The sequence below is a fragment of the Oceanimonas pelagia genome (genome assembly GCF_030849025.1).
GTDB classification, from domain to species: Bacteria; Pseudomonadota; Gammaproteobacteria; order Enterobacterales; family Aeromonadaceae; genus Oceanimonas; species Oceanimonas pelagia.
Map to the genome: position 1 here is coordinate 869,218 of NZ_CP118224.1, position 23,795 is coordinate 893,012.

General features: G+C 63.2%; 25 protein-coding genes. 1 reads left to right on the forward strand and 24 read right to left on the reverse strand.

The features are described from left to right. Positions 1 to 33: 33 nt before the first annotated feature. From PU634_RS04035 to rbsD, 18 genes are all read right to left on the reverse strand, one after another. Positions 34 to 567 carry an SCO family protein gene (locus tag PU634_RS04035; protein WP_306762780.1) on the reverse strand — a complete coding sequence of 178 codons (534 nt, stop codon included), beginning with the start codon at positions 565 to 567 and terminating at the stop codon, positions 34 to 36. Next, positions 527 to 1,303: a formylglycine-generating enzyme family protein gene (locus tag PU634_RS04040; RefSeq protein WP_306762781.1), complete on the reverse strand. Its 777-nt coding sequence runs from the start codon at positions 1,301 to 1,303 to the stop codon at positions 527 to 529. The genes PU634_RS04035 and PU634_RS04040 overlap by 41 nt, the downstream gene beginning before the upstream one ends. Beyond that, on the reverse strand, positions 1,303 to 2,724 hold the full coding sequence (gene nirK / locus PU634_RS04045) for a copper-containing nitrite reductase (protein ID WP_306762782.1): 1,422 nt from the start codon (positions 2,722 to 2,724) through the stop codon (positions 1,303 to 1,305). Before nirK ends, PU634_RS04040 begins: the two co-directional genes overlap by 1 nt. A gap of 189 nt (positions 2,725 to 2,913) precedes the next feature. Further along, positions 2,914 to 3,801: a LysR family transcriptional regulator gene (locus PU634_RS04050; protein WP_306762783.1), complete on the reverse strand. Its 888-nt coding sequence runs from the start codon at positions 3,799 to 3,801 to the stop codon at positions 2,914 to 2,916. A gap of 50 nt (positions 3,802 to 3,851) precedes the next feature. Then, positions 3,852 to 4,151, reverse strand: a complete 300-nt coding sequence (locus PU634_RS04055) for a YciI family protein (protein ID WP_306762784.1) — start codon at positions 4,149 to 4,151, stop codon at positions 3,852 to 3,854. 11 nt (positions 4,152 to 4,162) lie between these two features. Continuing rightward, complete coding sequence (locus PU634_RS04060) at positions 4,163 to 4,714, reverse strand: septation protein A (protein ID WP_306762785.1); 552 nt, start codon at positions 4,712 to 4,714, stop codon at positions 4,163 to 4,165. A gap of 88 nt (positions 4,715 to 4,802) precedes the next feature. Then, positions 4,803 to 5,552 (reverse strand): M15 family metallopeptidase, encoded by a 750-nt coding sequence (locus PU634_RS04065; protein WP_306762786.1) that lies wholly within the window; start codon positions 5,550 to 5,552, stop codon positions 4,803 to 4,805. Next, positions 5,549 to 6,835, reverse strand: coding sequence for a TRAP transporter large permease (locus PU634_RS04070; RefSeq protein ID WP_306762787.1), 1,287 nt, complete (start codon positions 6,833 to 6,835; stop codon positions 5,549 to 5,551). Before PU634_RS04070 ends, PU634_RS04065 begins: the two co-directional genes overlap by 4 nt. Further along, positions 6,832 to 7,281, reverse strand: coding sequence for a TRAP transporter small permease (locus PU634_RS04075; RefSeq protein WP_165661590.1), 450 nt, complete (start codon positions 7,279 to 7,281; stop codon positions 6,832 to 6,834). The genes PU634_RS04070 and PU634_RS04075 overlap by 4 nt, the downstream gene beginning before the upstream one ends. Before the next feature lie 79 nt (positions 7,282 to 7,360). Next, positions 7,361 to 8,392, reverse strand: coding sequence for a TRAP transporter substrate-binding protein (locus PU634_RS04080; protein ID WP_306762788.1), 1,032 nt, complete (start codon positions 8,390 to 8,392; stop codon positions 7,361 to 7,363). Positions 8,393 to 8,506: 114 nt separating this feature from the next. Further along, positions 8,507 to 9,421, reverse strand: a complete 915-nt coding sequence (locus tag PU634_RS04085; RefSeq protein ID WP_306762789.1) for a LysR family transcriptional regulator — start codon at positions 9,419 to 9,421, stop codon at positions 8,507 to 8,509. A gap of 16 nt (positions 9,422 to 9,437) precedes the next feature. Further along, positions 9,438 to 10,313 (reverse strand): DMT family transporter, encoded by an 876-nt coding sequence (locus tag PU634_RS04090; protein WP_306762790.1) that lies wholly within the window; start codon positions 10,311 to 10,313, stop codon positions 9,438 to 9,440. Between the two features lie 48 nt (positions 10,314 to 10,361). Then, positions 10,362 to 11,366 (reverse strand): substrate-binding domain-containing protein, encoded by a 1,005-nt coding sequence (locus PU634_RS04095; protein WP_306762791.1) that lies wholly within the window; start codon positions 11,364 to 11,366, stop codon positions 10,362 to 10,364. Beyond that, entirely contained in the window at positions 11,366 to 12,277 is a 912-nt protein-coding gene (rbsK, locus tag PU634_RS04100) for a ribokinase (RefSeq protein ID WP_306762792.1), read from the reverse strand. Before rbsK ends, PU634_RS04095 begins: the two co-directional genes overlap by 1 nt. Positions 12,278 to 12,408: 131 nt before the next feature. Next, a complete protein-coding gene (gene rbsB / locus PU634_RS04105) occupies positions 12,409 to 13,290 on the reverse strand; it encodes a ribose ABC transporter substrate-binding protein RbsB (protein ID WP_306762793.1) in 882 nt (293 codons plus the stop codon). A gap of 25 nt (positions 13,291 to 13,315) precedes the next feature. Further along, complete coding sequence (rbsC, locus tag PU634_RS04110) at positions 13,316 to 14,281, reverse strand: ribose ABC transporter permease (protein WP_306762794.1); 966 nt, start codon at positions 14,279 to 14,281, stop codon at positions 13,316 to 13,318. Further along, positions 14,278 to 15,780, reverse strand: coding sequence for a ribose ABC transporter ATP-binding protein RbsA (gene rbsA / locus PU634_RS04115; protein WP_306762795.1), 1,503 nt, complete (start codon positions 15,778 to 15,780; stop codon positions 14,278 to 14,280). Before rbsA ends, rbsC begins: the two co-directional genes overlap by 4 nt. Positions 15,781 to 15,788: 8 nt before the next feature. After that, positions 15,789 to 16,208 (reverse strand): D-ribose pyranase, encoded by a 420-nt coding sequence (gene rbsD / locus PU634_RS04120; protein ID WP_306762796.1) that lies wholly within the window; start codon positions 16,206 to 16,208, stop codon positions 15,789 to 15,791. A 315-nt stretch (positions 16,209 to 16,523) separates the two neighbouring features. Between rbsD and miaE the strand changes: the two genes are divergently transcribed. Further along, positions 16,524 to 17,294, forward strand: a complete 771-nt coding sequence (miaE, locus tag PU634_RS04125; protein ID WP_306762797.1) for a tRNA isopentenyl-2-thiomethyl-A-37 hydroxylase MiaE — start codon at positions 16,524 to 16,526, stop codon at positions 17,292 to 17,294. Positions 17,295 to 17,441: 147 nt separating this feature from the next. Here the strand turns inward: miaE and PU634_RS04130 are convergent, their stop codons facing one another. The 6 genes from PU634_RS04130 to pspF are packed head-to-tail and all read right to left on the reverse strand — an operon-like array spanning position 17,442 to position 23,681. After that, on the reverse strand, positions 17,442 to 18,242 hold the full coding sequence (locus tag PU634_RS04130; RefSeq protein WP_306762798.1) for a peptide ABC transporter ATP-binding protein: 801 nt from the start codon (positions 18,240 to 18,242) through the stop codon (positions 17,442 to 17,444). Then, the gene (locus PU634_RS04135) at positions 18,239 to 19,240 is read right to left on the reverse strand and encodes a peptide ABC transporter ATP-binding protein (protein WP_306762799.1); all 1,002 of its coding nucleotides are present in this window, start codon (positions 19,238 to 19,240) and stop codon (positions 18,239 to 18,241) included. The genes PU634_RS04130 and PU634_RS04135 overlap by 4 nt, the downstream gene beginning before the upstream one ends. Next, positions 19,240 to 20,133 carry an ABC transporter permease subunit gene (locus PU634_RS04140; protein ID WP_306762800.1) on the reverse strand — a complete coding sequence of 298 codons (894 nt, stop codon included), beginning with the start codon at positions 20,131 to 20,133 and terminating at the stop codon, positions 19,240 to 19,242. The genes PU634_RS04135 and PU634_RS04140 overlap by 1 nt, the downstream gene beginning before the upstream one ends. Beyond that, positions 20,117 to 21,079, reverse strand: coding sequence for an ABC transporter permease (locus PU634_RS04145; protein ID WP_306762801.1), 963 nt, complete (start codon positions 21,077 to 21,079; stop codon positions 20,117 to 20,119). The genes PU634_RS04140 and PU634_RS04145 overlap by 17 nt, the downstream gene beginning before the upstream one ends. 2 nt (positions 21,080 to 21,081) lie before the next feature. After that, on the reverse strand, positions 21,082 to 22,680 hold the full coding sequence (locus PU634_RS04150; protein ID WP_306762802.1) for an ABC transporter substrate-binding protein: 1,599 nt from the start codon (positions 22,678 to 22,680) through the stop codon (positions 21,082 to 21,084). Between the two features lie 2 nt (positions 22,681 to 22,682). Further along, a complete protein-coding gene (pspF, locus tag PU634_RS04155; RefSeq protein WP_306762803.1) occupies positions 22,683 to 23,681 on the reverse strand; it encodes a phage shock protein operon transcriptional activator in 999 nt (332 codons plus the stop codon). Between the last annotated feature and the right edge of the window lie 114 nt (positions 23,682 to 23,795).

The window sequence follows — 23,795 nt, forward strand, 5'->3', positions numbered from 1 at the left end:
ACGCCGAAGCGTGGGAACGAGTCCCTCGCCTTGTCAAAGTCCCATTTTTTCTATCATCGCCTCGGGCCCGCCGGGCAGGCCGCTTTGCTGAAACAGAAGGCGGCCCTGTTCGTCCAGGGCGGTGACGGTATTGGCGTGAGCGATCTCGCCGCCGGCCAGCGCGGCGTATTTGATGCCGACCGCCATGGCCAGGGTGCGCACCTGATCGTCGTTGCCGCTGAGCAGGGTCCAGTGAGCGTCAAGCCGGTGCTTGCCGGCGAAGTGTGCCATCACTTTGGGGGTATCTACTCCCGGAGTGAGCGATATCAGCACAAAGCCGAGTTGCTGCTGCTGGGCCGGCGTCAGCGCCTGCTGAATACGTTTGAGATCCGATACGATCACCGGGCAGGCGGTGGCACAGTCGGTGTATATAAAGGCCAGCAGCCGTTTTTTTCCCGCCAGGGTGTCCATCTTCACCTCGCGTTCATGGCGGTTCTGCCAGGTATCGTTCAGCAGGTAGAGCGAATCGTCGGGCAGCCCGAGGGCATTAAGGCTGAACAGCATCAGCCACCAGGTGAGGTGTTTCATTATTGATCTCCTTGGCGCAGCGAAAGCCCAGGTTGCCCAGGGCGTAGGTGGCTTTCAGGCTGGAGCGAAAGCCGTAACGCATAAAGGCGGCGTAGTCGGACGGATCGGCACTGCCGGCCGCCGCCGAGCCGCAGAACAGCCCTTGATCCAGGCTGCTGTCGCCCCGGGATTCCCCGGTGACCAGGGCCGAGTTAAAGTCCCGGGTCCATTCCCACACCAGGCCGTGCAGATCCTGCACTCCCCAGTAATTGGCCGGGCTTCGGCCCACGTTATGCAGGTGTGCGGTGGCGGGCCGGGCATACCAGTCGAGAATGCGCCGGGTAAAGCCGGGCTCGCTGGCACCAAGGGCAGCGGTTTGTGAGGCCTGGGCGGCGTATTCCCATTCCGCCACCGTGGGCAGCCGCTTGCCCTGAGCACGGCAATAGGCATCGGCGGCAAACCAGGACACAAAGGTAACCGGCTGATGGTACTGCTCCTCAGCCGGCGTTAAACCGGGCCAGTGTTGCAGATAGGCCGGCTCGGTCAGTAGGGCAGGAGGACGGCCCGGCTGCCATTGTGGATGAGCGGCCACAAAGGCCGCGAATTGCCGGTTGGTGACCGGGGTCTTGTCGAGCATAAAGGGCGCCACCGGCGTGAGCGGACTGTCCTTGGTCAGATACAGGGGCCTGACTTCCCCGGCGGGAAGCGAGGCCATGTCGGTCGCCAGTGTCAGGCTCAGCAGCAGCGCCAGGCTCATCAGTGGGCACTCCCTTCCATGATGATGGTCTTGCCTTTTTCCCGGCGCTCGGCCACCTGTTCGGGGGTGACGTCGCCGCCGTCGTTACCCCAGCTGTTAAGCACATAGGTCAGCACGTTGGCGGTGTCTTCGTCCGACAGGCGCATGGCCGGCATGATGCTGTCGTAGGCCTGACCATTGACCTTGATGGGGCCTTTCAGGCCGTGCAGCACCACGTCGGTGGCGCGGGTGTGATCGGCATTAAGAAAGTCTGAAGCCGCCAGCGGAGGAAAGGCGCCGGGAATGCCCTGGCCCTCGTTCTGGTGACAGGCCTGACAGTTGGCCTCATAGGCCCGCTTGCCGTACAGCAGGCGTTCTTCTTTGGTTTTGGCCACCACTTTGGGATGTCCGTTGGGCATGACCTGTACCGCCGAGCCTTCAGGCAGATAGACGTTTTCGGCCACCTTGCCGGAATAAACGATTTTGTCTTCGGGGCCTTCCACCTGCATCATGCCCAGCGCGCCCTTGTTAAAGGCACGGAAAATGGAGTGATCCACCATGATGAAATTACCGGGCACGTCGAGCTTGAACTCGGCCATGGCGGCGCCGCCGGCGGGCACCAGGGTGGTTTGCACGTTTTCATTGATGGCGGTGCCACCTTCCACGTTGACCTTGTCGAAGATCTCGCCAATCACGTGAAACGACGACACCAGATTGGGCCCGCCGTTACCCACATACAGGCGCACGGTTTCGCCCACATTGGCGGTAAGCGCCTTGTCGCCGTTGAGCGCACCCACGGCGCCGTTGAACACCACATAGTCGGGCTGCTCGCGAATGGCCTTGTCCATGTCAAAGGACTGCAGTCCCTGCTCGCCGTATTCGCCCTTGGTGTAGAAGTCGCCCTGCATCACGTAATACTCCCTGTCTACCGGGGGCAGGCCTTCTTTGGGCTCCACCAGGATCAGGCCATACATGCCGTTGGCCACGTGCATGCCCACCGGGGCGGTGGCGCAGTGATACACATACAGGCCGGGGTTGAGCGCCTTGAAATTAAACACCGAGGTGTGACCGGGGGCAGTAAAGGAGGATGCGGCGCCACCGCCGGGACCGGTAACCGCGTGCAGATCGATGTTGTGGGGCATTTTGGAGCTGGGGTGGTTGGAGAGATGGAACTCGACTTCGTCCCCTTCCCGCACCCGTAAAAACTGGCCGGGCACCGAGCCGCCAAAGGTCCAGAACATGTATTCCACCCCGTCGGCGATTTCCATGACTTTTTCCACGGTTTCCATTTTTACCACCACTTTGGCGGCATGATCCCGGGTGATGGGCGGCGGTACTACCGGCGGCGAAGTGAGCATGGCTTCTTCTACAGGCAGCTGGCTGGCCTGAGCGGAGAAGGCGAGGGCGAGACTGATGGCGGCAACAAGCTTGCGAGGCTTCATAGGATACTCCCTGCACTGAGTGCTACTATTTATGTGTATCTCAAATGCAAGTTTGATCGTTATGTAGCCAAACAGGACTGATCTGGATCAATAAAGTGAAAACTAAAAAGGGGTCTTAAAAGGGGTCGGAGTCATTTTGCAGCTAACGCCGAAAAATGACTCCGACCCGTAATTGACTCCGACCCCTTTTTATACGAGCGTTTCCAGAAAGGTTTCCAGCACCAGGTTGGGCCGCTGGCTGCGGGCGGTAATGGCACAAAAATGGGTGGTAAACCCGGGTTGCAGGGCGCGCAGCCGGCCGGCCTTCACCCAGGGGGCGGCGTAGTGATCGGGCAGGTAGCCGAGATAACAGCCGGTGAGCACCAGAAACAGTATGCCTTCCCGATCATTGGCCTGGGCGCCGGCAATATGGCGATCATACAGGGCGGCGGCCTCGGCGGGACGGGCAAAGCGGGGCTGCACCAGCTCGTGTTCAAAGACGTTGCCGGCAGGATCGGCAAACAGCGGGTGGTTGTCGGCACAATAGAGGCGGGTGCTTTCTTCATACAGCGGCCGGTAATCGAGTCCAGGCAGCTCCCTTACCTTCGGGACCACACCCACATTAAGGCGGCCGTCGAGCACACCGATTTCAATGTCGTCGGAAGGCTGCATGCGCAGATCAATCTGCACCTGGGGCCCGCGCGCCTTGAGGGCGGCCAGGCCATGAGTGATTTTCATGCCCGGGTGGCTGACCAGGTTGTCGGTAATGCCGATCACCAGGGTGCCCTGCAGATGCCGGTGCAGTTCGCTGATTTCGGCGCGAAAGTGCTCCACGGCGCCAAACAGCCGGTCGCCGGCTTCCAGCACGCGCTTGCCTTCGTCGGTCAGGGCAAACCCGGCCCGGCCCCGCTGGCACAGCTTGACCCCCAGCCGTTTTTCCAGATCCGCCATCTGCATGCTGATGGCCGCCCGGCTGATGCCCAGCGCCACCTCGGCGGCGGAAAAGCCACCGCAGGCCACCACGGTGCGAAACACGCGCAGCAGCCTGAGCTCAAAATCACTGACCTGGCCAAGGGGAGAGGGTTTGGACGGCGTCATGCAGATCCGGCCGCCTTTCTTCCGGTGCGGAAACGGGCAGCCGTTCGGGCTCAGGGCAGGACTTTCTTGAAGGGCTTGACGATGACGCTGGCATAGACGCCGGCGGCCACGTAAGGATCGGCGTCGGCCCAGGCTTGAGCGGCCTCGAGCGAGTCGAATTCGGCAATCACGGTACTGCCGGTAAAGCCGGCATCGGCGGGATCTTCGGCGTCAATGGCCGGGTTGGGGCCGGCCACCAGCAGGCGGCCTTCATCGGCCAGGGCCTGCAGCCGGGCCAGGTGGGCCGGGCGGGCTTCCTTGCGCAGGGGCAGGCTGTTGGGGTTGTCCTGGCTGAAAATCACGTACCACATGAAAATTGTCCTTAACGTTGATTGTTTTGTTGGGATTGTAGCGGTTGCCGGCGATAGAGGTAGAGCACGGTCGCCAGGGTAAACAGCAGGGTCAGGCCGAGCAGGCCGAACACCTTGAAGTTGACCCACCATTCCTGGGGCAGGTTGAATGCCACATAGACGTTGAGTGCGCCGCAAAAGGCAAAGAAGCCGGCCCAGGCCAGGTTGGCTCTGTCCCATACCGCGGCCGGCAGGGTCAGCTCCTTGCCCAGCATCTGCTGAATGAGGTTTTTGCCAAAGCCGTAGCGGCTTACCAGCAGGCCCAGGGCAAACAGGCCGTTGACCGCGGTCACCTTCCATTTGATAAAGGCATCGTCATGAAAAAACATGGTCATGCCGCCAAAGCCCAGCACCAGCACCAGAGTGATCAGGTGCATTTTTTCCAGTTTTCTGTGGCGCAGCCACTGCACCAGCATCTGCACACAGGTGGCGGCCATCAGCGCGCCGGTGGCGGCGTAGATGTCCACGGTTTTGTAGACCACGAAAAAAATGATCAGCGGAATAAACTCGGCAAATTGCTTCATTGTCGGAATCCGAACAGCGTAGGTACTGCCAGTTTACTCATTAGCAGGACGGCTGGCAAAGCCGCCCTCGCTGGCCGGGCCTGCCGGCCTACTGATGCCGGCGATCGATTTCCCGCCGCCAGCGGCATTCCAGACTTTCGGGGTGGGTGGGGCCGTAACAGGCCCGGGGCTGGCCGCTGTACCAGGCCCACAGCTGGTTGCCGAAGTCGTAATGCCACCACTCGCTGGGCAGGTTGGTAAAACCGGCGTTGGTCATGGCCCGGTAGAGCAGCCGGCGATTGGCAATCACCTGCTGCTCATGGGGCGTGGGCGTGGCCAGCTGCTCAAAGGCGGCGGTGTGTGACCAGGGTGTGGCTTCGTCGAACTGGGTGCCCATGTCCAGCATCAGGCCGTGCTCATCGATCAGCGTCACGTCCACCGAGCCCCCGGTCAGATGGGGACTGGGGGCCCGGGGATCGGTGCTGGGCAGCGACACAAATTCCCGGGTCAGCTGTTCCAGCTCGGCGGCGGGCTTGTCGGGCCAGTGGTTTTCAATGGCGTTATACAGGGTGTCGTACAGATATTGCTGAACCGAGTAGGGGCGCCAGCTGTCCATCACCAGCAGGGTCAGGCCTTTTGGCAGGCTGCGGGCCGCCGCCAGCAGGCGTTGATACACTCCCCGGCGCATGTGGCACTCGGGCACCGCGTTGGGAATGCCCAGCTTGTAGTAGGCCGGGTAGCACGCCAGGTTTGCCGGAGCCAGGCTGGCGGGCACCAGCTCCTCATGGTTTTCCCGAATGGGCAGTGCCGACACGCGGCTCCAGTCGGGATCATGCAGCAGGGGAATAGGGGCGTTCATGCCTGTCCTCCGAACAGTCCGGGCAGCCACAGTACCAGCCCGGGAAACAGGATCAGCACCACCAGCACCAGCAAGGCGATGGCAACAAAGGGCCAGATGGTCTTGAACAGCTCGGTAATTTCCAGCCGGCTGACGGCGGCGGCCACAAAGACGCAGGCGCCCATGGGCGGGGTTATCAGGGCAATGGTGATGTTCAGGGTGATGATGATGCCGAGGTGCACCGGATCCACACCCGCCGCCATGGCTACGGGCATGAAGATGGGGGTCAGCAGCATCAGGGCGGACACCTCTTCCATGAACATGCCGGTGGCAAAGGTGATCAGGCTGAGCAGCAACAGCACCAGTACCGGCTGTTCGAGAATGGGATCAAACAGGGTGACGAAGGCCTTGGGTACCTGGGCGTAAGACAGCAGCCAGCTGACCACCGCCGAGGCGGCCATGATCAGAAACACGGCGCTGGTCAGGCGGGCGGTTTCCACCAGGGCGCTCCACAGCCGGTGCCAGCTCAGCTGCCTGGTGAACAGGCCGATCAGGGCCACATAGGCCACGGTGAGGGCCCCCGACTCCGTGGGCGTGACCACCCCGAACACGATGCCACCGACGATGATAAAGGGCGCCAGCAGTGCCGGCAGGGCGCCCCACAGAGCCTGCAAAAACAGCCCCATGGTCGGGCGCTGGCCCGACACCGGCAGCCGTGCCTTGCGGGCGTAAAACCAGTTCATCACCATGAACACCAGGCCCAGCAGCAATCCGGGAATGACGCCGGCCAGGAACAGATCTCCCACCGAGGTATTGGTGAGCGAGGCATAGAGGATCATGAAAATGCTGGGCGGAATAATGGGGCCGATCAGCGAGCTGCCCGCGGTCAGGCCGGCGGCGTAGGAGGCCGAATAGCCTTCTTTTTTCATCGCCGGCACCAGCAGGGAGCCCAGCGCCGAGGTGTCGGCCACCGCCGAGCCGTTGACGCCGGCAAAGAATACGCTCGACACCACATTGACATAACCCAGCCCGCCCCGCAGGTGGCCCACCAGGACCCGGGCAAGGGCCATCAGCTGTTGCGTCAGGCCGGCACTGTTCATCAGGTTGCCGGCCAGAATAAACAGCGGAATGGCCATCAGCGAGAAGACGTTGATGCCGCCAAAAAACTGCTGCGGCACCATGCGCCCCAGCATGGACGGATCGATAAACATGAAACCGACCACGGCGGTGAACAGCAGGGCAATAAACAGCGGCAGGCCCAGCAGAACATGCACGATAAAGGAGGCAAACATGGCCAGGGTCATGAGCGGGCTTCCTTGCAGCCAAAGGGGCCGCGCAACAGGTTGAAGACAAACAGCAGGCCAAAGCCCAGCGGCAGGCTGAGCACCGGCCAGGTGCGGCTGATGCCGAGCCCCATGGTGGTGAAGCGGCTGACCGAAAAGGCATAATGCCAGGAGTACCAGCAGAATCCGGCGCTGATAACCAGGATCAGCAACCACTGGTACAGCTTGAGGAGTCGGGCCAGGGGCAATGGCAGCCGTTGCTCGAGCAGGCCAATGCGCATGTGTTCGTTGCGTATCAGCACCACGCCGGCCATCAGCAGGGCACAGGCAATGATCAGAAAACGTGACAGTTCGTCCATCCAGATGGGCGAACGGCCCAACAGGTAACGGGCGGCCACGCCGTACAGCAGCACCAGCAGGTTGGTCAGGATCAGGGTACCGACCACCGCCTCAACCAGCCGGCTCATCAGGGTTATCAGTCGTTGTCTCATGGCGCAAAGGGGCGGCCGTCAGGCCGCCAGAAAGGTAGGATGATTCAGAAAAAACTCAGAGCTTGCCGGCGTCTTCCAGGGCAAGATCCACCCACTTCTGCTCGATGTTCTGCTCTTTGAGCCAGTTGATGTAGGAAGGCTTGGCCTTTTCCTGGAACTGCGCCAGCTCCTCGGCGGTGGGGCGGTACACTTGCATGCCCTTGTCGGCCAGGAACTGAACGCGCTCTTCCACCTTGGCTTCCACCGACTCGCGGTTGAGCCGGTTGGCTTCGGCCACGGCGTCTTTCAGCGCCTGACGCTGCTCGTCGGTCAGCGACTCAAGCAGTTCGCCGTTGGCCACCAGGAACTGGTCGGAATACTGAATGTTGGCCAGGGTCAGGTGTTTTTGTACCTCCTGCAGGCTGCCCAGAATGATGTACATGGGCGGGTTCATCTGGCCGTCGGCCACCCCGGTTTTCAGCGCCATGTAGACTTCGGTCCAGGGAATGGGCGTGCCCGAGGCACCAAAGGCTTCATACAGAGCTACCTGGCTCTTGTCCATGGCGCGAAAGCGCAGTCCCTTGAAGTCTTCCGGCGACTTGATCGGGCGCTTGTTGTTGGTAAAGGCCAGGAAACCGCCCTCTTCCACCACCGCCAGCAGGTGGGTACCGGTGCGCTCGGTAAATTCCTGCTGGGCGGCCTTCCAGTATTCCCCTTCATCAAAGAAGCGGCGGGCGTGATCGAAGTCGCGGAACAGGAAGGGAATGGAGCTGGCATAAATTTCCGGGAACAGGGGCGAAATACCGGCAAACGACGCAATGTTCAGGCCGGGGGCGGCCATCACCTGCTCCATGCGCTGCACTTCCTCGCCCAGCATGCTGTTGGGGTAGAGGGTCAGCTCCAGCTCGCCACCGGTTTTTTCTTCCACCAGTCGTTTCAGGTTGCTGGCAAACAGGTGAACCGCGTTTTTCTCTGCATCCGGCGCACCGTTATAGGACAGATCGATGGTGGTGGCGGCCTGGGCCAGGCCGGCCGCCATCAGGCTGCCGGCGCCCAGCAGGGTAATCAGGGCCTTGCGCAGGGGAGAAAGGGCAAATGACGTGTTCATTGAATGATCTCCATATCGTGATAACGGGTCGGGGTACGAAATCAGATTAGGTGTTGAGCTGTTGACTTTTCAATAGGGAAAGCGTTGATCTTTATGCAACACCAGCGGTGGCTGTTACCGGCTCTGACTGAAAAACAGCATGCCTTCACTGAGGTGGCGCAGCAGGCGCTCGCCGGCCACGGTCAGCTCGCGACCCTTGTGGCTGACGATCTGCGCCTCGGCCCTGGCCAGGATCGGATGGGGCGCGGGCAGACAGATGATTTTTCCCGCCATGACTTCCTCGTGCACGGTCAGCCTGGGCATAAAGGTCAGCCCCATGCCGGACAGCACAAAATTCTTGAGCACCGACACCGAGTTGGTCTGCAACTGGGGGTGGAAGCGAATGTGCTCGAGCTGTTCAACCAGCCGGGGCAGCTGGCCCATGCCGAACTGCTGATCGATCAGCGCCAGCGGGTAGTTCAGCACATCGTGAATATCGGGGCGGGCCTTGCGGGCGAGCGGGTGCCCCGGCGGTGTGATCAAGTCGAGCGGCCGGTTGCGGGTGACGTGGCAATGCAGTTCCGGGTCCGGCTGGGGCGCATACACCAGCGCCAGATCGACCTCGTCCTCCTTGACCAGGCGAGCAGCCTCGTTGGCGCCGGCCATTTCCACGGAAATGGCAATGTCCGGGTAGCGCTGCATAAAGTTCTGCAGCGGCGCCGAGATCAGATCGGCGATAAAGCCTTCGCCCACCGCCAGGGTTACCTGACCGCGGCGCAGATCCTGCAGCGCCTCGATACGGGACAGGGTGGCCTCTTCGCTTGCCTTTTGCTGACGATAGAGGGAGATCAGCTCCTCGCCCACCTCGGTCGGCACAAAGCCCTGGCCGTTGCGATAGCCCACCGGCAGGCCGATCTCTTCTTCCAGCTGATGCAGTTGCCGGCTGATGGCCGAGACATCCACATTCAGCCTGGCCGCGGCCTTGCGCAGCGAGCCCTGGCGGGACACTTCATTGAGGTAGCGCAGAGCCCGCGGATTGAGTTTCCACATATACCCAGCCCCTCTGTCAGGCCCGCACAGGAGCGGCGGCGAACGGCCGCCGGTCCAGCACGCTTTTGGTGATCATCGCCAGCAGCACGATGGCGCCGCCCAGCAGTCCCTGGTTGCTGGGACGCTCGCTTAAAAACAGCCATACCAGCAGGGTGCCAAGCACGGTTTCCAGCAGCATCAGCAGGCTCACTTCTGCCGAGGGCAGGTAGAGCGGGCCGCGCTGAATAAGGGTAAAGCCCGCCGGGATCAGCACCAGGCACAGCAGTACCAGCCAGCCCAGATCCACCGGGCCGGGCAGCATGATGTGGCCGCTCCAGGCCAGGGTGAGGGCGGCGGTGAACAGGCCGCTCAGGGCCAGCATGGGGCTCATGTCGATGCCGGGTTTGCTGCGCGCCAGGGTCAGGTTACCGGCCAGGCCGACCGCCGACATCAGCGCCAGCAGGTTGCCGAGCAGGGAGCCTTCGCCGGCGTCGTCGAGCACGATGAGGCCGATGCCGCACAGGCACACGCCAATGGCCAGCCAGGTGCGCAGGGGCAGCCGTTCATGCAGAAAAAGGCGGCTCAGCAGGGCGGCGATCAGTGGCGTGGAGGCCAGGATCACCAGCACGTTGCCGGCCCTGGTGAAGTGGTTGCCGAGCACAAAGCCAAAGGTGCCCACGGTAAACAGCAGGGCACAGCCCACCCCGGCCAGGCCGCACACGCGAAAGGCGGCAGGCCAGGCCGCACGATGGCGGGCCGCCACGATCAGCCAGAAGCCCAGCATGTTGAGCAGGGCGCGCCACAGCACCAGTTGATCCGGCGGCACACTGATAAGCCGGAGCAGCAGCACATCGGGAGAGATAATCAACACGCCCAGGGCGGTCAGCAACAGTCCTTTTTGATGATGGTCCATGACAAGCGCGATTCAAATGAGCAAACCCCGAGGCTAACCGGAGTGGCGCTAAATGGCCAGTGCCGCGCTGCTTTCCCGTATCACCAGTGAGGGTTCCAGCGGCAGCAGGCGCCGGGGCGACGCCGGATCCTGTATGCGGGCCAGCAGGGTGTCTACCGCCAGCGCGCCCAGTTTCGCTTTGGGCTGCTCTATGCTGGTGAGGGCCGGCACCAGATAGCGGGCCAGCTCGATGTTGTCATAGCCCACCACCGAGATATCGCCGGGCACCGCGAGGCCGGCGTCGGCCAGGGCCCGCAGGGCACCGGCGGCCATCATGTCGTTGCAGGCAAACACCGCCGTGGGCCGCCCGGGCAGGGCCAGCAGACGCTCCATGGCGGCCTTGCCGCCGGCCAGCTCAAAGCCACCGTCCACTATCCATTCCTGCCGTACCGTCAGCCCGGCGGCGGCCATGGCCGCCCGGAAGCCGGCCAGCCGCTCTTCGCTGGCGCGCTGGCCGGCGGGGCCGGTAATGCAGCCGATGCGGCGATGACCGAGCCCGAGCAGGTGCCCGGTGGCCAGCCGGCCCCCCTGCTGGCCCGAGTCCTTGATCAGATCGGCATCGAGATCCACCGGGCCCCAGTCGGCCAGCACCAGAGGCAGGCTGGCGTGGCGGTGAAAGGCGCCGTCGTTGAGCTTGGCCTGGGTGCACATGACGATCACGCCGTCCACCCGCTTTTGCTGCAGCATGTCGAGGCTGGCCCCCAGCCGTTCCCGGTCGCCCTGGGTGTTGCACAGCACCAGGCTGTAGCCCAGCTCATAGCAGCGCTGCTCCACCCCCTGCACCACTTCGGCAAAAAACGGGTTGCTGCTGGAGCTGACCAGCATGCCGAGGGTGCGGGTCTGGTTGACCTTGAGGCCGCGGGCCAGCGCCGAAGGGGTGTAGTTCAGGGTGTCAATGGCCTGCTGTACCCGCCCGGTGATTTCCGGGCTGACGAACCTTGTCTTGTTGAGCACATGGCTGACGGTGGAGGTGGATACCCGGGCCAGCCTGGCCACGTCCTTGATGGTGGCCATTAACCTTGCTCCAGCAACGCCTCGATTTCGTCCCGGTAGGGCACCGAGGTCTGGGCGCCGGGGCGGGTCACGGAAATGGCCGCCGCCGCCTGAGCAAAGCGCACCGCCGGCTCCAGTGCCAGGCCCTGTTGCAGCGCGGCCAGCAGGGCGCCATTAAAGGTGTCGCCCGCCGCCGTGGTGTCCACCGCCTTGACCGCAAAACCGGGAATGCGCCGGCCCCGGCCCTGTTCGCTCAGCCACACGCCGCGGGCCCCAAGCGTGATGATCACGGTGTCAATGCCTTGCCGGTGCAGCGCCTGGGCGGCGGCGGCGGCGCCGGCCTCGTCCTGCACCGCCACCCCGGTGAGGCGTTCGGCTTCGGTCTCGTTGGGGGTGATCAGATCCACCAGCGCCAGCAGCTCGGCGGGCAGCGGTTGGGCGGGGGCGGGGTTGAGCACCACTTGTGCGCCCTGGGCCTTGGCGGTTTTGGCGGCGGCCAGGTTGGTTTCCAGCGGTATTTCCAGTTGCAGCAACAAGCGATCGCAAAACAGGGCGCTGGCATGGTTTTCCAGCCGCGCCGGCGTCAGGGCGGCGTTGGCGCCGGCGGCCAGGGCGATGGTGTTTTCGCCGGCGTCGTTCACCTGGATCAGCGCCACCCCGGTGTTGACCCCGGGGACGGTGTCGATGGCGCCGGTGTTAATGCCATCGGCGGCAAAACCCGCCAGCAGGTCTTTGGCCATGGCATCGTCGCCCACACAGGCCACCAGCCGGGTGTCGGCGCCGGCGCGGGCGGCGGCCACCGCCTGGTTGGCGCCCTTGCCGCCGGGTACGATGCGGTAGTCGCTGCCGGTGAGGGTTTCGCCGGGGCGGGGAAACTGGGGCAGGTGGATCACGTGATCGATATTGATGCTGCCGGTTACGGTTAAGGTCATGCTGTTTGCTCTAAAATGCCTTGGCTGATACGTCATTCACCGCGAAGGCGGGGATCCAGAGCCGACGGCACCGGATTTGAATCAGTGTCGTCCTCGTGGACTCCCGCCTGCGCGGAAGTGACAAGAGAAAGTTACTTGCCGATCACCTGCAGCGGCACCGGAATATGGCTGGCCACGGTTTCGCCCTTCAGTACCCGGTCGGCGGTTTCCACCGCGATGGCGCCGATTTCACCGGGCTGCTGGGCGATGGTGGCGGCGAGGCGGCCGCCTTCCACCGCCTTGATGCCGTTTTCGGTGCCGTCAAACCCCACGATCAGCACGTCTTTCTTGTTGGCGGCCTGCAGCGCGCGCATGGCGCCCAGGGCCATTTCGTCGTTCTGGGCGAACACCGCCTGCACCTCCGGGTTGCCGGTGAGCAGGTTTTCCATCACGTTCAGGCCCTTGGTGCGGTCAAAGTCGGCGGGCTGGCTGGCCAGCAGGGTAAAGCCGTGCTCGCTTACCGCCTGGGCAAAACCCTCGCCGCGCTCGCGGGCGGCGCTGGTGCCGGCAATGCCTTCCAGCTGGATCACGCGGGCGCTTGCGCCCACTCGCTCGGCGATAAAGTCGCCCGCCATTTTGCCGCCGGCCACGTTGTCGGAGGCGATATGGGACACCACCTCGCCCCGGCTGGCGGCGCGGTCCAGGGTCAGCACCGGCAGGCCGGCACGGTTGGCCAAGCGAATGGCGTTGGCCACGGCGTCGGAGTCGGTGGGGTTGATCAGCAGCACCCTGGCGCCGCGCACACTCAGGTCTTCCACATTGGCCAGCTCCTTGGCGGGGTCGTTCTGGGAGTCGAGCACGATCAGCTTGTAACCCAGCTCGGCGGCCTTTTGCTCGGCGCCTTCCTTCATGGTCACGAAGAAGGGGTTGTTGAGGGTGGAAATCACCAGTGCCAGGGTGTCCTGGGCATAGGCGCCGGCGGTCAGGGTGGCGCTTACCAGCGCGGCGGACAGCAGGGAGGTCAGTTTTTTCATGATGCGTTTCCTTTCCTTGTGTGAGTTACTTGTTTTTGTTGTCGACCAGCACCGCCAGCAGGATCACCGAGGCCTTGGCGATCATCTGGTAGTAGGAAGACACGTCGAGCAGGTTGAGGGCGTTGTTGAGAAAGCCGATGATCAGGGCGCCGATCAGGGTGCCCATAATGGCGCCCCGGCCGCCGGCCAGACTGGTGCCACCCAGCACCACCGCGGCGATGGCGTCCAGCTCGTAGCTGGTGCCGGCGGTGGGCTGGGCCGACGACAGCCGGCTGGTGACGATAATGGCCGCCAGCGCCGACAGCATGCCGCAGATGGCATACACGCCCATCTTCACCCGGGCCACGTTGATGCCCGACAGCCGGGCCGCGGCCTCGTTGCCGCCCACCGCATAGATATAGCGGCCAAAGCGGGTGTGGTTGAGCAGGTACCAGGCGCCGAGGAAGGTCAGGCCCATCAGCCACACCGGCACCGGAATGCCGAACACGTAACCGGTGCCGAACCAGGCGAACAGGTCGGCGGTATCGGTAAAGCCGGTGGAAATGGGCCGGCCGTCGGTATAGACCATGGTTACGCCGCGCAGCAGGGTCATGGTTACCAGGGTGGCAATAAAGGCCTGTACCCGGCCCTTGGCCACGATCACCCCGCTCACGCCGCCGAGTGCAAAGCCCGCCAGCAGCACCGCCGGCAGGGTGATGAACATGGACAGCTCCATCGACACCATGCTGGCGGCAAAGGCACCGCACAGGGCCAGCACCGAGCCCACGCTGAGATCGATGCCGGCGGTGAGGATCACCAGGGTCATGCCCACGGCGATGATGGCGTTGACCGAGGTCTGGCGCAGAATGTTAAGCAGGTTGTCCACGGTAAAGAAGTTGGGGCTGAGCAGGGAGACCACCCCAATCAGCAGGATCAGGGCGATCAGCGACTTCTGGGCGATCAGCCATTCCTTGCTGAACCAGCGACGGCCGGAATTGAGAGCGGTGTTCATGCCATTTCCTCTTGTTGTGTCTGGCTCACGGCGGCGGCCAGCAGTTGTTCCTGAGTGGCCTCGGCGGCCTTGAATTCACCGGCAATGCGACCTTCGTGCATCACCATAATGCGATCGCTGATGCCCAGCACTTCCGGCATGTCGGACGACAGCAGCAAAATGGCCATGCCCTGTTGCTTGAAGCGGTTGATCAGCTGGTAGATTTCCTTTTTGGCGCCCACATCCACGCCCCGGGTGGGTTCGTCCAGGATCAGCACCCTGGGTTTGGTCATCAGCCCTTTGGCGATGGCCACCTTTTGCTGGTTGCCACCGGAGAGGTTGCCAATCAGCTGCTCCCGGCCCGGGGTCTTGATATTGAACAGGCGAATAAACTCGTCCACCGCACGGCGTTCGGCACCATGATCGAGCTGGGGCCCCTTGCAGAAGTCCGCCAGCGCCGACAGGCTCATGTTGGCCTGCACCGACAGTCCCAGCACCAGGCCATCGCCCTTGCGGTCTTCGGAAATATAGGCAATGCCGGCCTCCAGCCCCTGGTGCGGGGTGCTGGCCTGGTAGGGCTGGCCCGCCAGGATGACGGTGCCGGCGTGGCGGCGCTCGGCGCCGCACAGAATGCGCGCCAGCTCGGTGCGGCCGGCGCCCATCAGTCCGGAAAAACCGAGAATTTCACCTTCCTTGAGGGTGAAGCTGACGTCCTTCACCCCGGCACCGGAAAGGGCCTCTACCCGCAGCACTTCCTTGCCGGCGTCCACCGCCAGGCGAGGGTACTGCTCGTCGAGGCGGCGACCCACCATCATTTCGATCAGCCGGTCCTCGTCGATGTCGGCCACCGCTTCCTCGCCAATCCACCTGCCGTCGCGCAGCACGGTAATGCGATCGCAGATTTCAAAAATTTCCGCCAGCCGGTGGGAGATATAGACGATGCCGCAGCCGGCCTGGCGCAGCTCTTCAATCACCCGGAACAGGGCCCGGGTTTCGGTGTCGGTGAGGGCGTCGGTGGGCTCGTCCATGATGATCACGTCGGCGTTGAACGACAGCGCCTTGGCGATCTCGACCATCTGCTGGGCACCAATGCTGAGGTTGCCCACCCGGGTGTTGGGCGAGTGCTTGATCTGCAGCCGGTCCAGCAGCCCCTGGGCGTCGGCGTAGAGCTTGCGCCAGTCGATTTTGCCAAAGGCATTCACCGGCTCACGGCCGAGAAAAATGTTCTCGGCAATGGTCAGCTCCGGCAGCAGGTTCAGCTCCTGGTGAATAATGCCGATGCCGGCCTGTTGCGACTCGCGCGGGCCTTTAAAGCGGCGTTCCTCACCCCGGTAGCGAATGGTGCCGGCGTCGGCCTGATAAATGCCGGTGAGCACCTTCATCAGGGTGGACTTGCCGGCGCCGTTTTCGCCCATCAGGGCCATCACCTGGCCCGCGTAAACATTGAGGCCGGCCTGATCCAGCGCCTTGACGCCGGGAAAGGCCTTGTCGATGCCGGAAAGAGACAATATCGGGTTCATGGTTTTCCTCAGAAGGGCACGCCGGCGCACAGAAGAAGGTTGGCGTAGGGCGTGCATTCACCGGTGCGGATCACGGCCCGGCTGTGGCCGCTGCGCCGCTTGAACTCGGCATGGCTGACATAGCCGACGGCAATGTCGCGACCCTGATCATGGGCGGCGTTGGCGATTTGTGCCAGCAGACGCCGGTGCAGATCCGGACTGGCCGTCTTGATTTCTTCCGCCAGCACCACGGCTTCCAGCTGCAGCTCGCAGAGCAGGGCGCCAAGGGTGCCTTCAAGGTCCGGCAGACCGGGACTGACCGCCAGATCGATACGCTCCACCCCGGCGGGCACCGGCAGGCCGGCATCCCCCAGGGTGATTTCGTCGGTATGGCCGAGGCTGGCCACGAGGGCGGAGAGGTGGCTGTTCAGCAGAGTGGTTTTTTTCACGGTGGCGCCTTGACTGTGGGAGAAGAGATTTCTCCTGGTTGACCGAAAAATAACGGCGAAACGGTTACGCAAACGATTCGATGGCGGGATTTTAGGTAAAAACGCCGGCAATGTTAGTTGAATATATGCTTTGGACTTAAAACTGTGATCCAGATCGTGTTTTGTCTTTTCACCGGTTGGGCAGCACAATATTCGTTTGTGTCCCGTTTTGGGCAGCGGCGAAGCGGGCGGGAAAAATACCGGTTCCTGGCTGCCTCGGGCGGGGTGAATTGGTACACTGCGGGCCGCCGTTTTTTGCTTTAAACAGGTAATATTGTGACCGCCAGCCCGTTAACCACCGAATTCGACACCCTGCTTGCTCCCATTCACGACTTTCTGCACTGCGCCACGCCGGACGCCTGGATAGCCGAGGCACGCAAGCCCGAGCGGCTGGCGGTGCTGCTGGTGGATCACGCCAACTGCGAAATGAAGGCGGCGATGAGCGCCCACAGCCTGGTGCGCCGTTACTGCCTGCCCAGAGACAAGCGCAAGCTGCTGCCCAGCCTCGACTTTTACAAGTCCCTCGACGCCTTGCCGGAAAAGGGCGAAGTGCTGGGCAAGCAGACCCTGCTGGGGGACAACCGCCGGGTGTTTGACGAGCTGGCCAAGAACGATTTGCTGGTGAAAATGGTGCGGCTCATTCAGGAAGAGCTGCATCATTTCGAGCAGGTGCTGGAGATCATGCAGGCCCGTAATGTGGCCTACGACCCCCTGTCGGCGTCCCGCTATGCCAGGGGGCTGCTGGCCCATGTGCGCACCCATGAGCCGGCGGCCATGGTGGACAGGCTGATTATCGGCGCCTATATCGAGGCCCGCTCCTGCGAGCGCTTTGCCCGGCTGGCGCCCTTTCTGGATGAGGAGCTGAGCCGGTTCTATGTGTCGCTGCTGCGCTCGGAAGCCCGTCACTATCAGGACTACCTGACGCTGGCGCGGGACTATGCCGGGGCAAGTATCGATGACCGGGTGGCATTTTTCGGTGAACGGGAAGCGGCGCTGATCCAGGCGCCCGACGGCCTGTTCCGCTTTCACAGCGGTGTGCCGGCCTGAGCCATATCACCATTCCCGTGAAGACGGGGACGGAGGGCCATTTAACCCACACCACCGTTTGTTTATTTCGGCATTAATACAGCAGGTTTAATGTCGTCTGCCCTGGATTTTCACTTCGCGGAAATGACGGGGGTTGGGGCGGGCCCCTCAGTTCTTCGGCGGTTGCCAGCGGAATTCATTGTTGTAGCTTTGCAGCAGGCGTACCGCCTGCTCGCTTTGCGGATTGCTCAGCACCTTGTGGGTGGGGCCCGCTTCCACCACATGACCTTCGTGCATCAGAATGACCTGGTCGCTGATGTGACGCACCACCCCCAGATCGTTGGCCACCAGCACGTAAGACAGCCCCAGGTTTTCCTGCAGGCTCAGCAGCAGGTTGATGACCTGGGAGCGTACCGAAATGTCCAGGTTGGAAATGGCCTCGTCGGCGACGATGATGCTGGGTGAGAGGATCAGTGCCCGGGCCAGGGCCACCCGCTGTTTCTGCCCGGTGGAGATCATCTGCGGATAGAAGTGGTAGTGATCCGGCAGCAGTCCAACCATGCGCAGGGTGTCCAGCACCAGGGCTTCGCGCTGCTCGGCATCGAGCTCCGTGTTCAGCAGCAGGGGCGCGTCCAGGATCTGGCCAATGCGGCTGCGCGGGTTGAAGGCGGTGTTGGGATCCTGAAAAATCATGCGAATAAGCTGGCAGCGCTTTTTGTAGTCGCCGGCCTCGATTTTTTCCCCGTCGATAAAAATGCTGCCCTGGGTGGGGGGCAGCACGCCGGCCAGCACCTTGGCCAGGCTGCTTTTGCCCGAGCCGGCGTCGCCCATCAGCGCCAGGGTCTGGCCCCGCTCCAGGGTGAACGACAGCGGATAAAAGGCGGTTTTCACGGTTTTGCGAAACAGCCCGGAATGATTGACGAACACCTTGCTGAGGTTGTCCACCTTGAGCAGGGGCGGGCGGGTCATTTCTTTTTGCCCTCCGGCATGTTGAGGGGAAAGTGACAGTAATAGCTCTGCCCCTTGTATTTGGCCAGCGGCGGCGCCACCACGCACTGGCGCTGGGCCCGCGGGCAGCGCGGCCCCAGCCGGCAGCCGATGGGCAGGCTCTGCAGCGGCGGGATCACGCCCGGCAAGGTATTCAGCCGGGACTTGTGGGGCAGGCTGCCGTCGAGATCCGGCATCATCTGCAGCAGGGCGGCGGTGTAGGGATGATGAGGCCGGGTCAGCAGCTGATCCCGGGTGCCCGACTCCACCGCCTGGCCGCAATACATGACGGTAATGTTGTGGGTTAGGTGGGCAAAGCTGGTGATGTCGTTGCCGATCAGCAAAATGGTGGTGCCCGACAGCTTGTTGACCCGCTCCAGCAGGCGGAATATCTGTGCCTGGTTGGTGGCTTCCATGGCGTTGGTGGGCTCGTCGGCCACCAGCAGCTTGGGCTGGTTGGCAATGGCCATGGCGATCATCACCTTCTGGCATTCGCCGTCGGAAAGCTGAAACGGGTAGGCGTTCATCACCATTTTGTGATCCCGTATGCCCACCCGGTGCAGCAGGCCAATGGCCTGATTGCGCCGCCAGTGCCAGCGTTGCCACCATTTGCCCTGAAAACTGCGGGACGGAATGGCCTCCACCAGCTGGGCGCCGATTTTTTCCGACGGATCCAGGCTGGTGGCGGGCTCCTGAAAGATCATCGCCATGTCCCGGCCCATCAGCAGCCGCCGCTCTTTGGGCGACAGGCTCTGCAGGTCCACGTTGTCCAGATACATGCGATCGGCGGTCACCCGCCAGGTGTCCCGGGCAATGCCCACTATGGTCTGGGCCACCAGGCTCTTGCCCGAGCCCGACTCGCCCACCAGGCCGCGGATTTCCCCCTCGGCCAGGGTCAGGCTGAACTTGTCCACCGCCTTGACCATGCCCTGGGGGGTGTCGATTTCAATGGTGAGATTGCGAATATCCAGCAGTGGCATCAGTCCATTACCTCGTTAATGGCCTGGCGCAGGCCTTCACCCACCATGTTCACCACCAGCACGCTGAACAGAATGGCCAGCCCTGGCAGGGTCACGGTCCAGGGGGCCAGAAACACCAGATCCATGGCGTCCGACAGCATGGCGCCCCATTCCGGCTTGGGTGGCTGGGCGCCCAGGCCGAGAAAGCCCACGGCGGTGATGTCGAGCATGGCCGCCGACAGCGCCCGGGTGGTCTGGCTCACCAGGGTGTCGCTCAGATTGGGCACAATGCCAAAGCGCAGAATGCGCCAGGCATTGCCGCCGTCCAGGCGAATGGCGGTGATGTATTCCTTCTGCATTTCTTCCGACACCGAGTTGTAGGTGGCGCGAATGTACTGGGGAATGAGCGCCAGGGTAATGGCGATCAGGGTGTTGAACAGCCCCGGGCCGAGAATGGCCACAAAGATGATGGCCAGCAGCAGCGAGGGAATCGACAGCAAAGTGTCGAGCAGGTGATTGAGCACGCTGGCCTTGAGACCCCGGCTCATGCCGCCGAGAATTCCGATGGCGCTGCCCGTCAGCAGCGCCACCATCACCACCAGCACGGCGTTGCCAAAGGTGAGCCGGGCGCCGTTAATCAGCCTGGAGAGCATGTCCCGGCCCAGATCATCGGTGCCGAGAAAAAAGTCCACATTGCCCTCATCGGCCCAGGACGGCGGCAGCAGCAGGGCCTCGCTGAACTGTTCATAGGGGGCGTAGGGGGCCAGCCAGGGGCCCAGCAGGGTAAGGAGGCACAGCATGCCCAGGCCCCACAGCCCCACCATGGCCAGGGTGTTCTTGCGAAACAGCTGCCAGGCCCGCTCCCGGGGCGAACGCACCTGTAACTCGGGATAGATGTTAGCCCTGGCTGGCATAAATGGCCTTCCTTCTGATGGGGTAGATCAGGGTCGAGAGAATGTCCATGCCCACGCTGGCGACGATGGTAAAGGTGGCGATGGCCAGGGTGCCGCCCTTGATGGCGGCATAGTCCTGCAGCGAAATGCTGGTCACCAGCCAGCGTCCCAGACCTGGCCAGTCGAACACGATTTCGGTCATCATGGCCGAGGTCAGCACGGTGCCGAACTGCAGCCCCAGGGTGGGAATGGCCATGGGAAAGGCATTGCGCAGGCCGTGGCGCAGCACCACGTGGGTGTCGCTGAAGCCCTTGGTCAGGGCCGCGCGAATGTAATTCTGCTTGAGTACGTCCAGCAGGGCACTGCGAATTTGCCGGATCACTTCCGTGGTGGGCACGATGGCCAGCACCAGCGCCGGCAGCACCAGGTGGCGCAGGGCATCGACAAACGACTCCCACTTGTGGGGATGATCGGTCAGCAGGGTGTCGATGGTCATGATGCCGGTGACCGGGGTGATGTCATAGAGCAGGCTGAGCTGGCCCGACACCGGCAGCCAGCCCAGGTGCAGGGAGAACAGCATCACCAGCAACAGCCCGAGCCAGAACACCGGCACCGAATAGCCCACCAGGGTGCCGGTGAGGATCAGGGTGTCCTGCCAGCGTCCCTGGCGCACCGCCGCCAGGGTGCCCACCGGCACGCCCACCACCAGGGAGATCACAAAGGCCGCCAGGCACAGCTCCAGGGTGGCCGGGAAATACTGCCCCAGCGCCCCCAGCACCGGCAGCCCGGTGGCGCTGGACACACCGAAATCGCCCGCCAGCAGATCCTGCAGAAACAGCCAGTAACCGTGCCAGAAGTCGCCTTCGCCCTGTTGCAGCAGGCGAAACTCCAGGCCGTAGGCGATCAGGGTGAGCAGCAGCAGGGTGCTCACCAGCAGGTTGAAGCGTCGCAGCAGGTAAATCAGCATGGCTACTCCTTCCAGGCCTGGCGCAGGGCCACGCCGCCGTAGGGCCGCAGTTGCAGGCCGTGCACCGTGCGCCGGTGGGCCTGTTGCTTGAGGGTATGGTTAAGGGGAATGAGCGGCATGTCCAGTTGCATGATTTCCTGGGCCCGATGGTAATAGCCGATGCGCTCGCTCAGGTTGGGGGCGGTGAGGGCCGCCGCCAGTTGCCGCTCAAACAGCGGGTGGCACCAGCGGCTGGCGTTGGTGCCGGTGGCAATGGCCTGGCAGCTGAGCAGGTTGTGCAATATGTTGTCGGGATCCGGGTTGTCGGCGGACCAGCCGGTGAGCACCGCATCCTGCTCGCCGGCCATCAGCTCCCGGCGCAGGATCTGCTCTTCCAGGCTCTGCAATCTCACTCGAATGCCGAGCTCGCCCAGCCGGCGCTGGATCAGCTGGCCGGTTTTGAGGCTGTCGGGGTTAAAGCTGCGCGCCCCCGCCGGCAGCAGCAGGGTCATGTCAAAGCCGTCTGCCAGCTCCGCCTGGGCCAGCAGCCAGCGGGCCCGCGCGGCATCGGGCAGGGGCATCAGCAGGTTGGGGTGGTAGCCCCAGGACACCGGCGGCAGCACCGACTCGGCGGCAGAGCCGATGCCGAAATATACCGCCTGCAGAATGTCGTCGCGAGACAGCGCCAGTGCCAGCGCCTTGCGCACCCGCACATCGTCAAAGGGCGGCTTTTGCGTGTTGAGCGCCAACACCGATACATTCATGCCGGTGGCCTGATCCAGCACCAGCTCGGGGTGAGACTTGATCACCGCCATCTGGCTGGCGCCGGGGTGGGCCATCACATCGCACTCGCCGGTGAGCAGCTTGGCCAGCCGCTTCGACGACTTGGGGGTGATGTCGAACACCAGCTGGGCCAGCGCCACCTCGCCCCGCCAGTAGCCGGGGTGGCGGTGATAGCGAATAAAGTCGTCAATGCGGTACTGGGCCAGCAAAAAGGGGCCGGTGCCCACGGGCTGCTGATCCAGCAGCGCGGGAGTGCCCGCCGCCAGCAGCTGCGCGCCGTATTCCGCCGACAGGATCACGGCGTAGTCGGTGGCCAGGTTGGTAATAAAGGAGGCATCGGGGCGGCTCAGCACAAATTCCACTTCCCGCGGCCCCAGTGCCCTGACCTCGCGGATCAGCCCGCTCAGGCCAATGCTGTCGAAGAAAGGATAATGGCCGCCGCTGACGGCGTGATAGGGGTGGTTGCCGTCGATAAGCCGCTGAAAGCTGAACACCACGTCGTCGGCATTGAACGGCCGGCTGGGGGTAAAGCCGGCGGTATGATGAAACTGCACGCCGGGGCGCAGGGTAAAGCGGTAGCGCAGGCCGTCGTCGCTGCGGTGCCAGCTCAGTGCCAGCGCCGGCTCCGGCTGCAGGGTGACGGGGTTGATGTCCAGCAGGCGGTCGTAAAGCTGGTGGGCGGTGGCGTCCAGAGTCTGGGTGGAGGCGGCCAGCTGCGGGTTGAAGGTCAGAGGGGCGCCTTCCGCGCAGTAAAGCAGGCTTTCTTTTGCCAGTTGTCGGTCACTGCCGTCACATCCCGCCAGCAGCAGGGCGGTGAGCCAGCATAGCCAGAAACGCATGTTCAGTCCTTGTGTTCCGCGGTTGTCGTTACCGACGTTGCCACGGCATGTTTACGCAGCAGGCCGCGCAGCTGGTGATAACTCAACCCCAGCAGCCCGGCCGCCTGGCGCTGATTATAACGGGCCCGCACCAGGGCCGTCTGCACCAGCGTCCGCTCCTGTGACGCCAGATGGGTTTTCAGATCCAGCGGCCAGTTTACTTCGGCACCGCCTTGTTCCCGGTGGGCGGGTTGCCAGGGCGAGGCAAAGGGATCCAGGCACAGGCCTTCAAGGGGCTGATCGGGCGCGCGCTGGCGGCACAGGCTGCGCTCCACCGCGCTTTTCAGCTCGCGTACGTTGCCCGGCCAGTCATGGCTGAGCAGCTGCCGGCGCGCCTCGGGCGCAAAGCCGGCAAACAGCGGCCGGCCCAGCTCGGCGCACCATTTCACCGCAAAGTGCTCGGCCAGTTGCAGCACATCCTGCTCACGGGCGCGCAGGGGCGGCAATGTAACCACATCAAAGGCCAGTCTATCAAGCAGATCGGCGCGGAACTCGCCTTTTTTGACCAGGGCGGGCAGGTCCTGGTTGGTGGCGCACAGCAGGCGCACGTCCACCCGCACCGGCTGGCTGCCGCCCACCCGTTCAAATTCGCCATATTCAATGACTCTGAGCAGCTTTTCCTGCACCCGCGGGCTGGTGGTGGCCAGCTCGTCGAGAAACAGGGTGCCGCCGTCGGCCCGCTCAAAACGCCCTGCATGGCGTTTTTGCGCGCCGGTAAAGGCGCCGGCTTCGTGGCCGAACAGCTCGCTTTCCAGCAGGCTTTCCGCCAGGGTGGCGCAGTTGATGGAGACAAAGGGCTGTTGCCAGCGGGCCGACAGGTAATGCAGCCGGTGCGCCACCAGCTCCTTGCCGGTGCCGCGCTCGCCCACCACCAGCACCGGCCGGTTGAGGGGCGCCAGCCGGGACACTTCGTCCAGCACCCCGAGCAGGGCGTTGGACTGGCCAATAAGCTCGTTGTCCATAAAAGGCTACACTCTGGTTAATTTCGCCAAATAGTAGTGTTTTTTACCAGTGTGGGCCAGTTTCGCCGAAGCGCTCTGGTGGCCATTCCCGGCCTGGCGGCGATATTAAGGCTG

Bases quoted from the DNA above. Each gene is read 5' to 3' on its own strand.
- PU634_RS04145 (WP_306762801.1), bottom strand. From the start codon at position 21,079: ATGCTGATTTACCTGCTGCGACGCTTCAACCTGCTGGTGAGCACCCTG.
- PU634_RS04050 (WP_306762783.1), bottom strand. From the start codon at position 3,801: ATGACGCCGTCCAAACCCTCTCCCCTTGGCCAGGTCAGTGATTTTGAG.
- PU634_RS04130 (WP_306762798.1), bottom strand. From the start codon at position 18,242: ATGACCCGCCCGCCCCTGCTCAAGGTGGACAACCTCAGCAAGGTGTTC.
- PU634_RS04035 (WP_306762780.1), bottom strand. From the start codon at position 567: ATGAAACACCTCACCTGGTGGCTGATGCTGTTCAGCCTTAATGCCCTC.
- rbsK (WP_306762792.1), bottom strand. From the start codon at position 12,277: ATGACCTTAACCGTAACCGGCAGCATCAATATCGATCACGTGATCCAC.
- PU634_RS04150 (WP_306762802.1), bottom strand. From the start codon at position 22,680: ATGCGTTTCTGGCTATGCTGGCTCACCGCCCTGCTGCTGGCGGGATGT.
- PU634_RS04140 (WP_306762800.1), bottom strand. From the start codon at position 20,133: ATGCCAGCCAGGGCTAACATCTATCCCGAGTTACAGGTGCGTTCGCCC.
- rbsA (WP_306762795.1), bottom strand. From the start codon at position 15,780: ATGAACCCGATATTGTCTCTTTCCGGCATCGACAAGGCCTTTCCCGGC.
- PU634_RS04080 (WP_306762788.1), bottom strand. From the start codon at position 8,392: ATGAACACGTCATTTGCCCTTTCTCCCCTGCGCAAGGCCCTGATTACC.
- PU634_RS04055 (WP_306762784.1), bottom strand. From the start codon at position 4,151: ATGTGGTACGTGATTTTCAGCCAGGACAACCCCAACAGCCTGCCCCTG.
- PU634_RS04070 (WP_306762787.1), bottom strand. From the start codon at position 6,835: ATGACCCTGGCCATGTTTGCCTCCTTTATCGTGCATGTTCTGCTGGGC.
- PU634_RS04060 (WP_306762785.1), bottom strand. From the start codon at position 4,714: ATGAAGCAATTTGCCGAGTTTATTCCGCTGATCATTTTTTTCGTGGTC.
- PU634_RS04075 (WP_165661590.1), bottom strand. From the start codon at position 7,281: ATGAGCCGGCTGGTTGAGGCGGTGGTCGGTACCCTGATCCTGACCAAC.
- rbsC (WP_306762794.1), bottom strand. From the start codon at position 14,281: ATGAACACCGCTCTCAATTCCGGCCGTCGCTGGTTCAGCAAGGAATGG.
- PU634_RS04135 (WP_306762799.1), bottom strand. From the start codon at position 19,240: ATGCCACTGCTGGATATTCGCAATCTCACCATTGAAATCGACACCCCC.
- PU634_RS04095 (WP_306762791.1), bottom strand. From the start codon at position 11,366: ATGGCCACCATCAAGGACGTGGCCAGGCTGGCCCGGGTATCCACCTCC.
- PU634_RS04085 (WP_306762789.1), bottom strand. From the start codon at position 9,421: ATGTGGAAACTCAATCCGCGGGCTCTGCGCTACCTCAATGAAGTGTCC.
- PU634_RS04040 (WP_306762781.1), bottom strand. From the start codon at position 1,303: ATGAGCCTGGCGCTGCTGCTGAGCCTGACACTGGCGACCGACATGGCC.
- rbsB (WP_306762793.1), bottom strand. From the start codon at position 13,290: ATGAAAAAACTGACCTCCCTGCTGTCCGCCGCGCTGGTAAGCGCCACC.
- PU634_RS04065 (WP_306762786.1), bottom strand. From the start codon at position 5,552: ATGAACGCCCCTATTCCCCTGCTGCATGATCCCGACTGGAGCCGCGTG.
- nirK (WP_306762782.1), bottom strand. From the start codon at position 2,724: ATGAAGCCTCGCAAGCTTGTTGCCGCCATCAGTCTCGCCCTCGCCTTC.
- PU634_RS04090 (WP_306762790.1), bottom strand. From the start codon at position 10,313: ATGGACCATCATCAAAAAGGACTGTTGCTGACCGCCCTGGGCGTGTTG.
- pspF (WP_306762803.1), bottom strand. From the start codon at position 23,681: ATGGACAACGAGCTTATTGGCCAGTCCAACGCCCTGCTCGGGGTGCTG.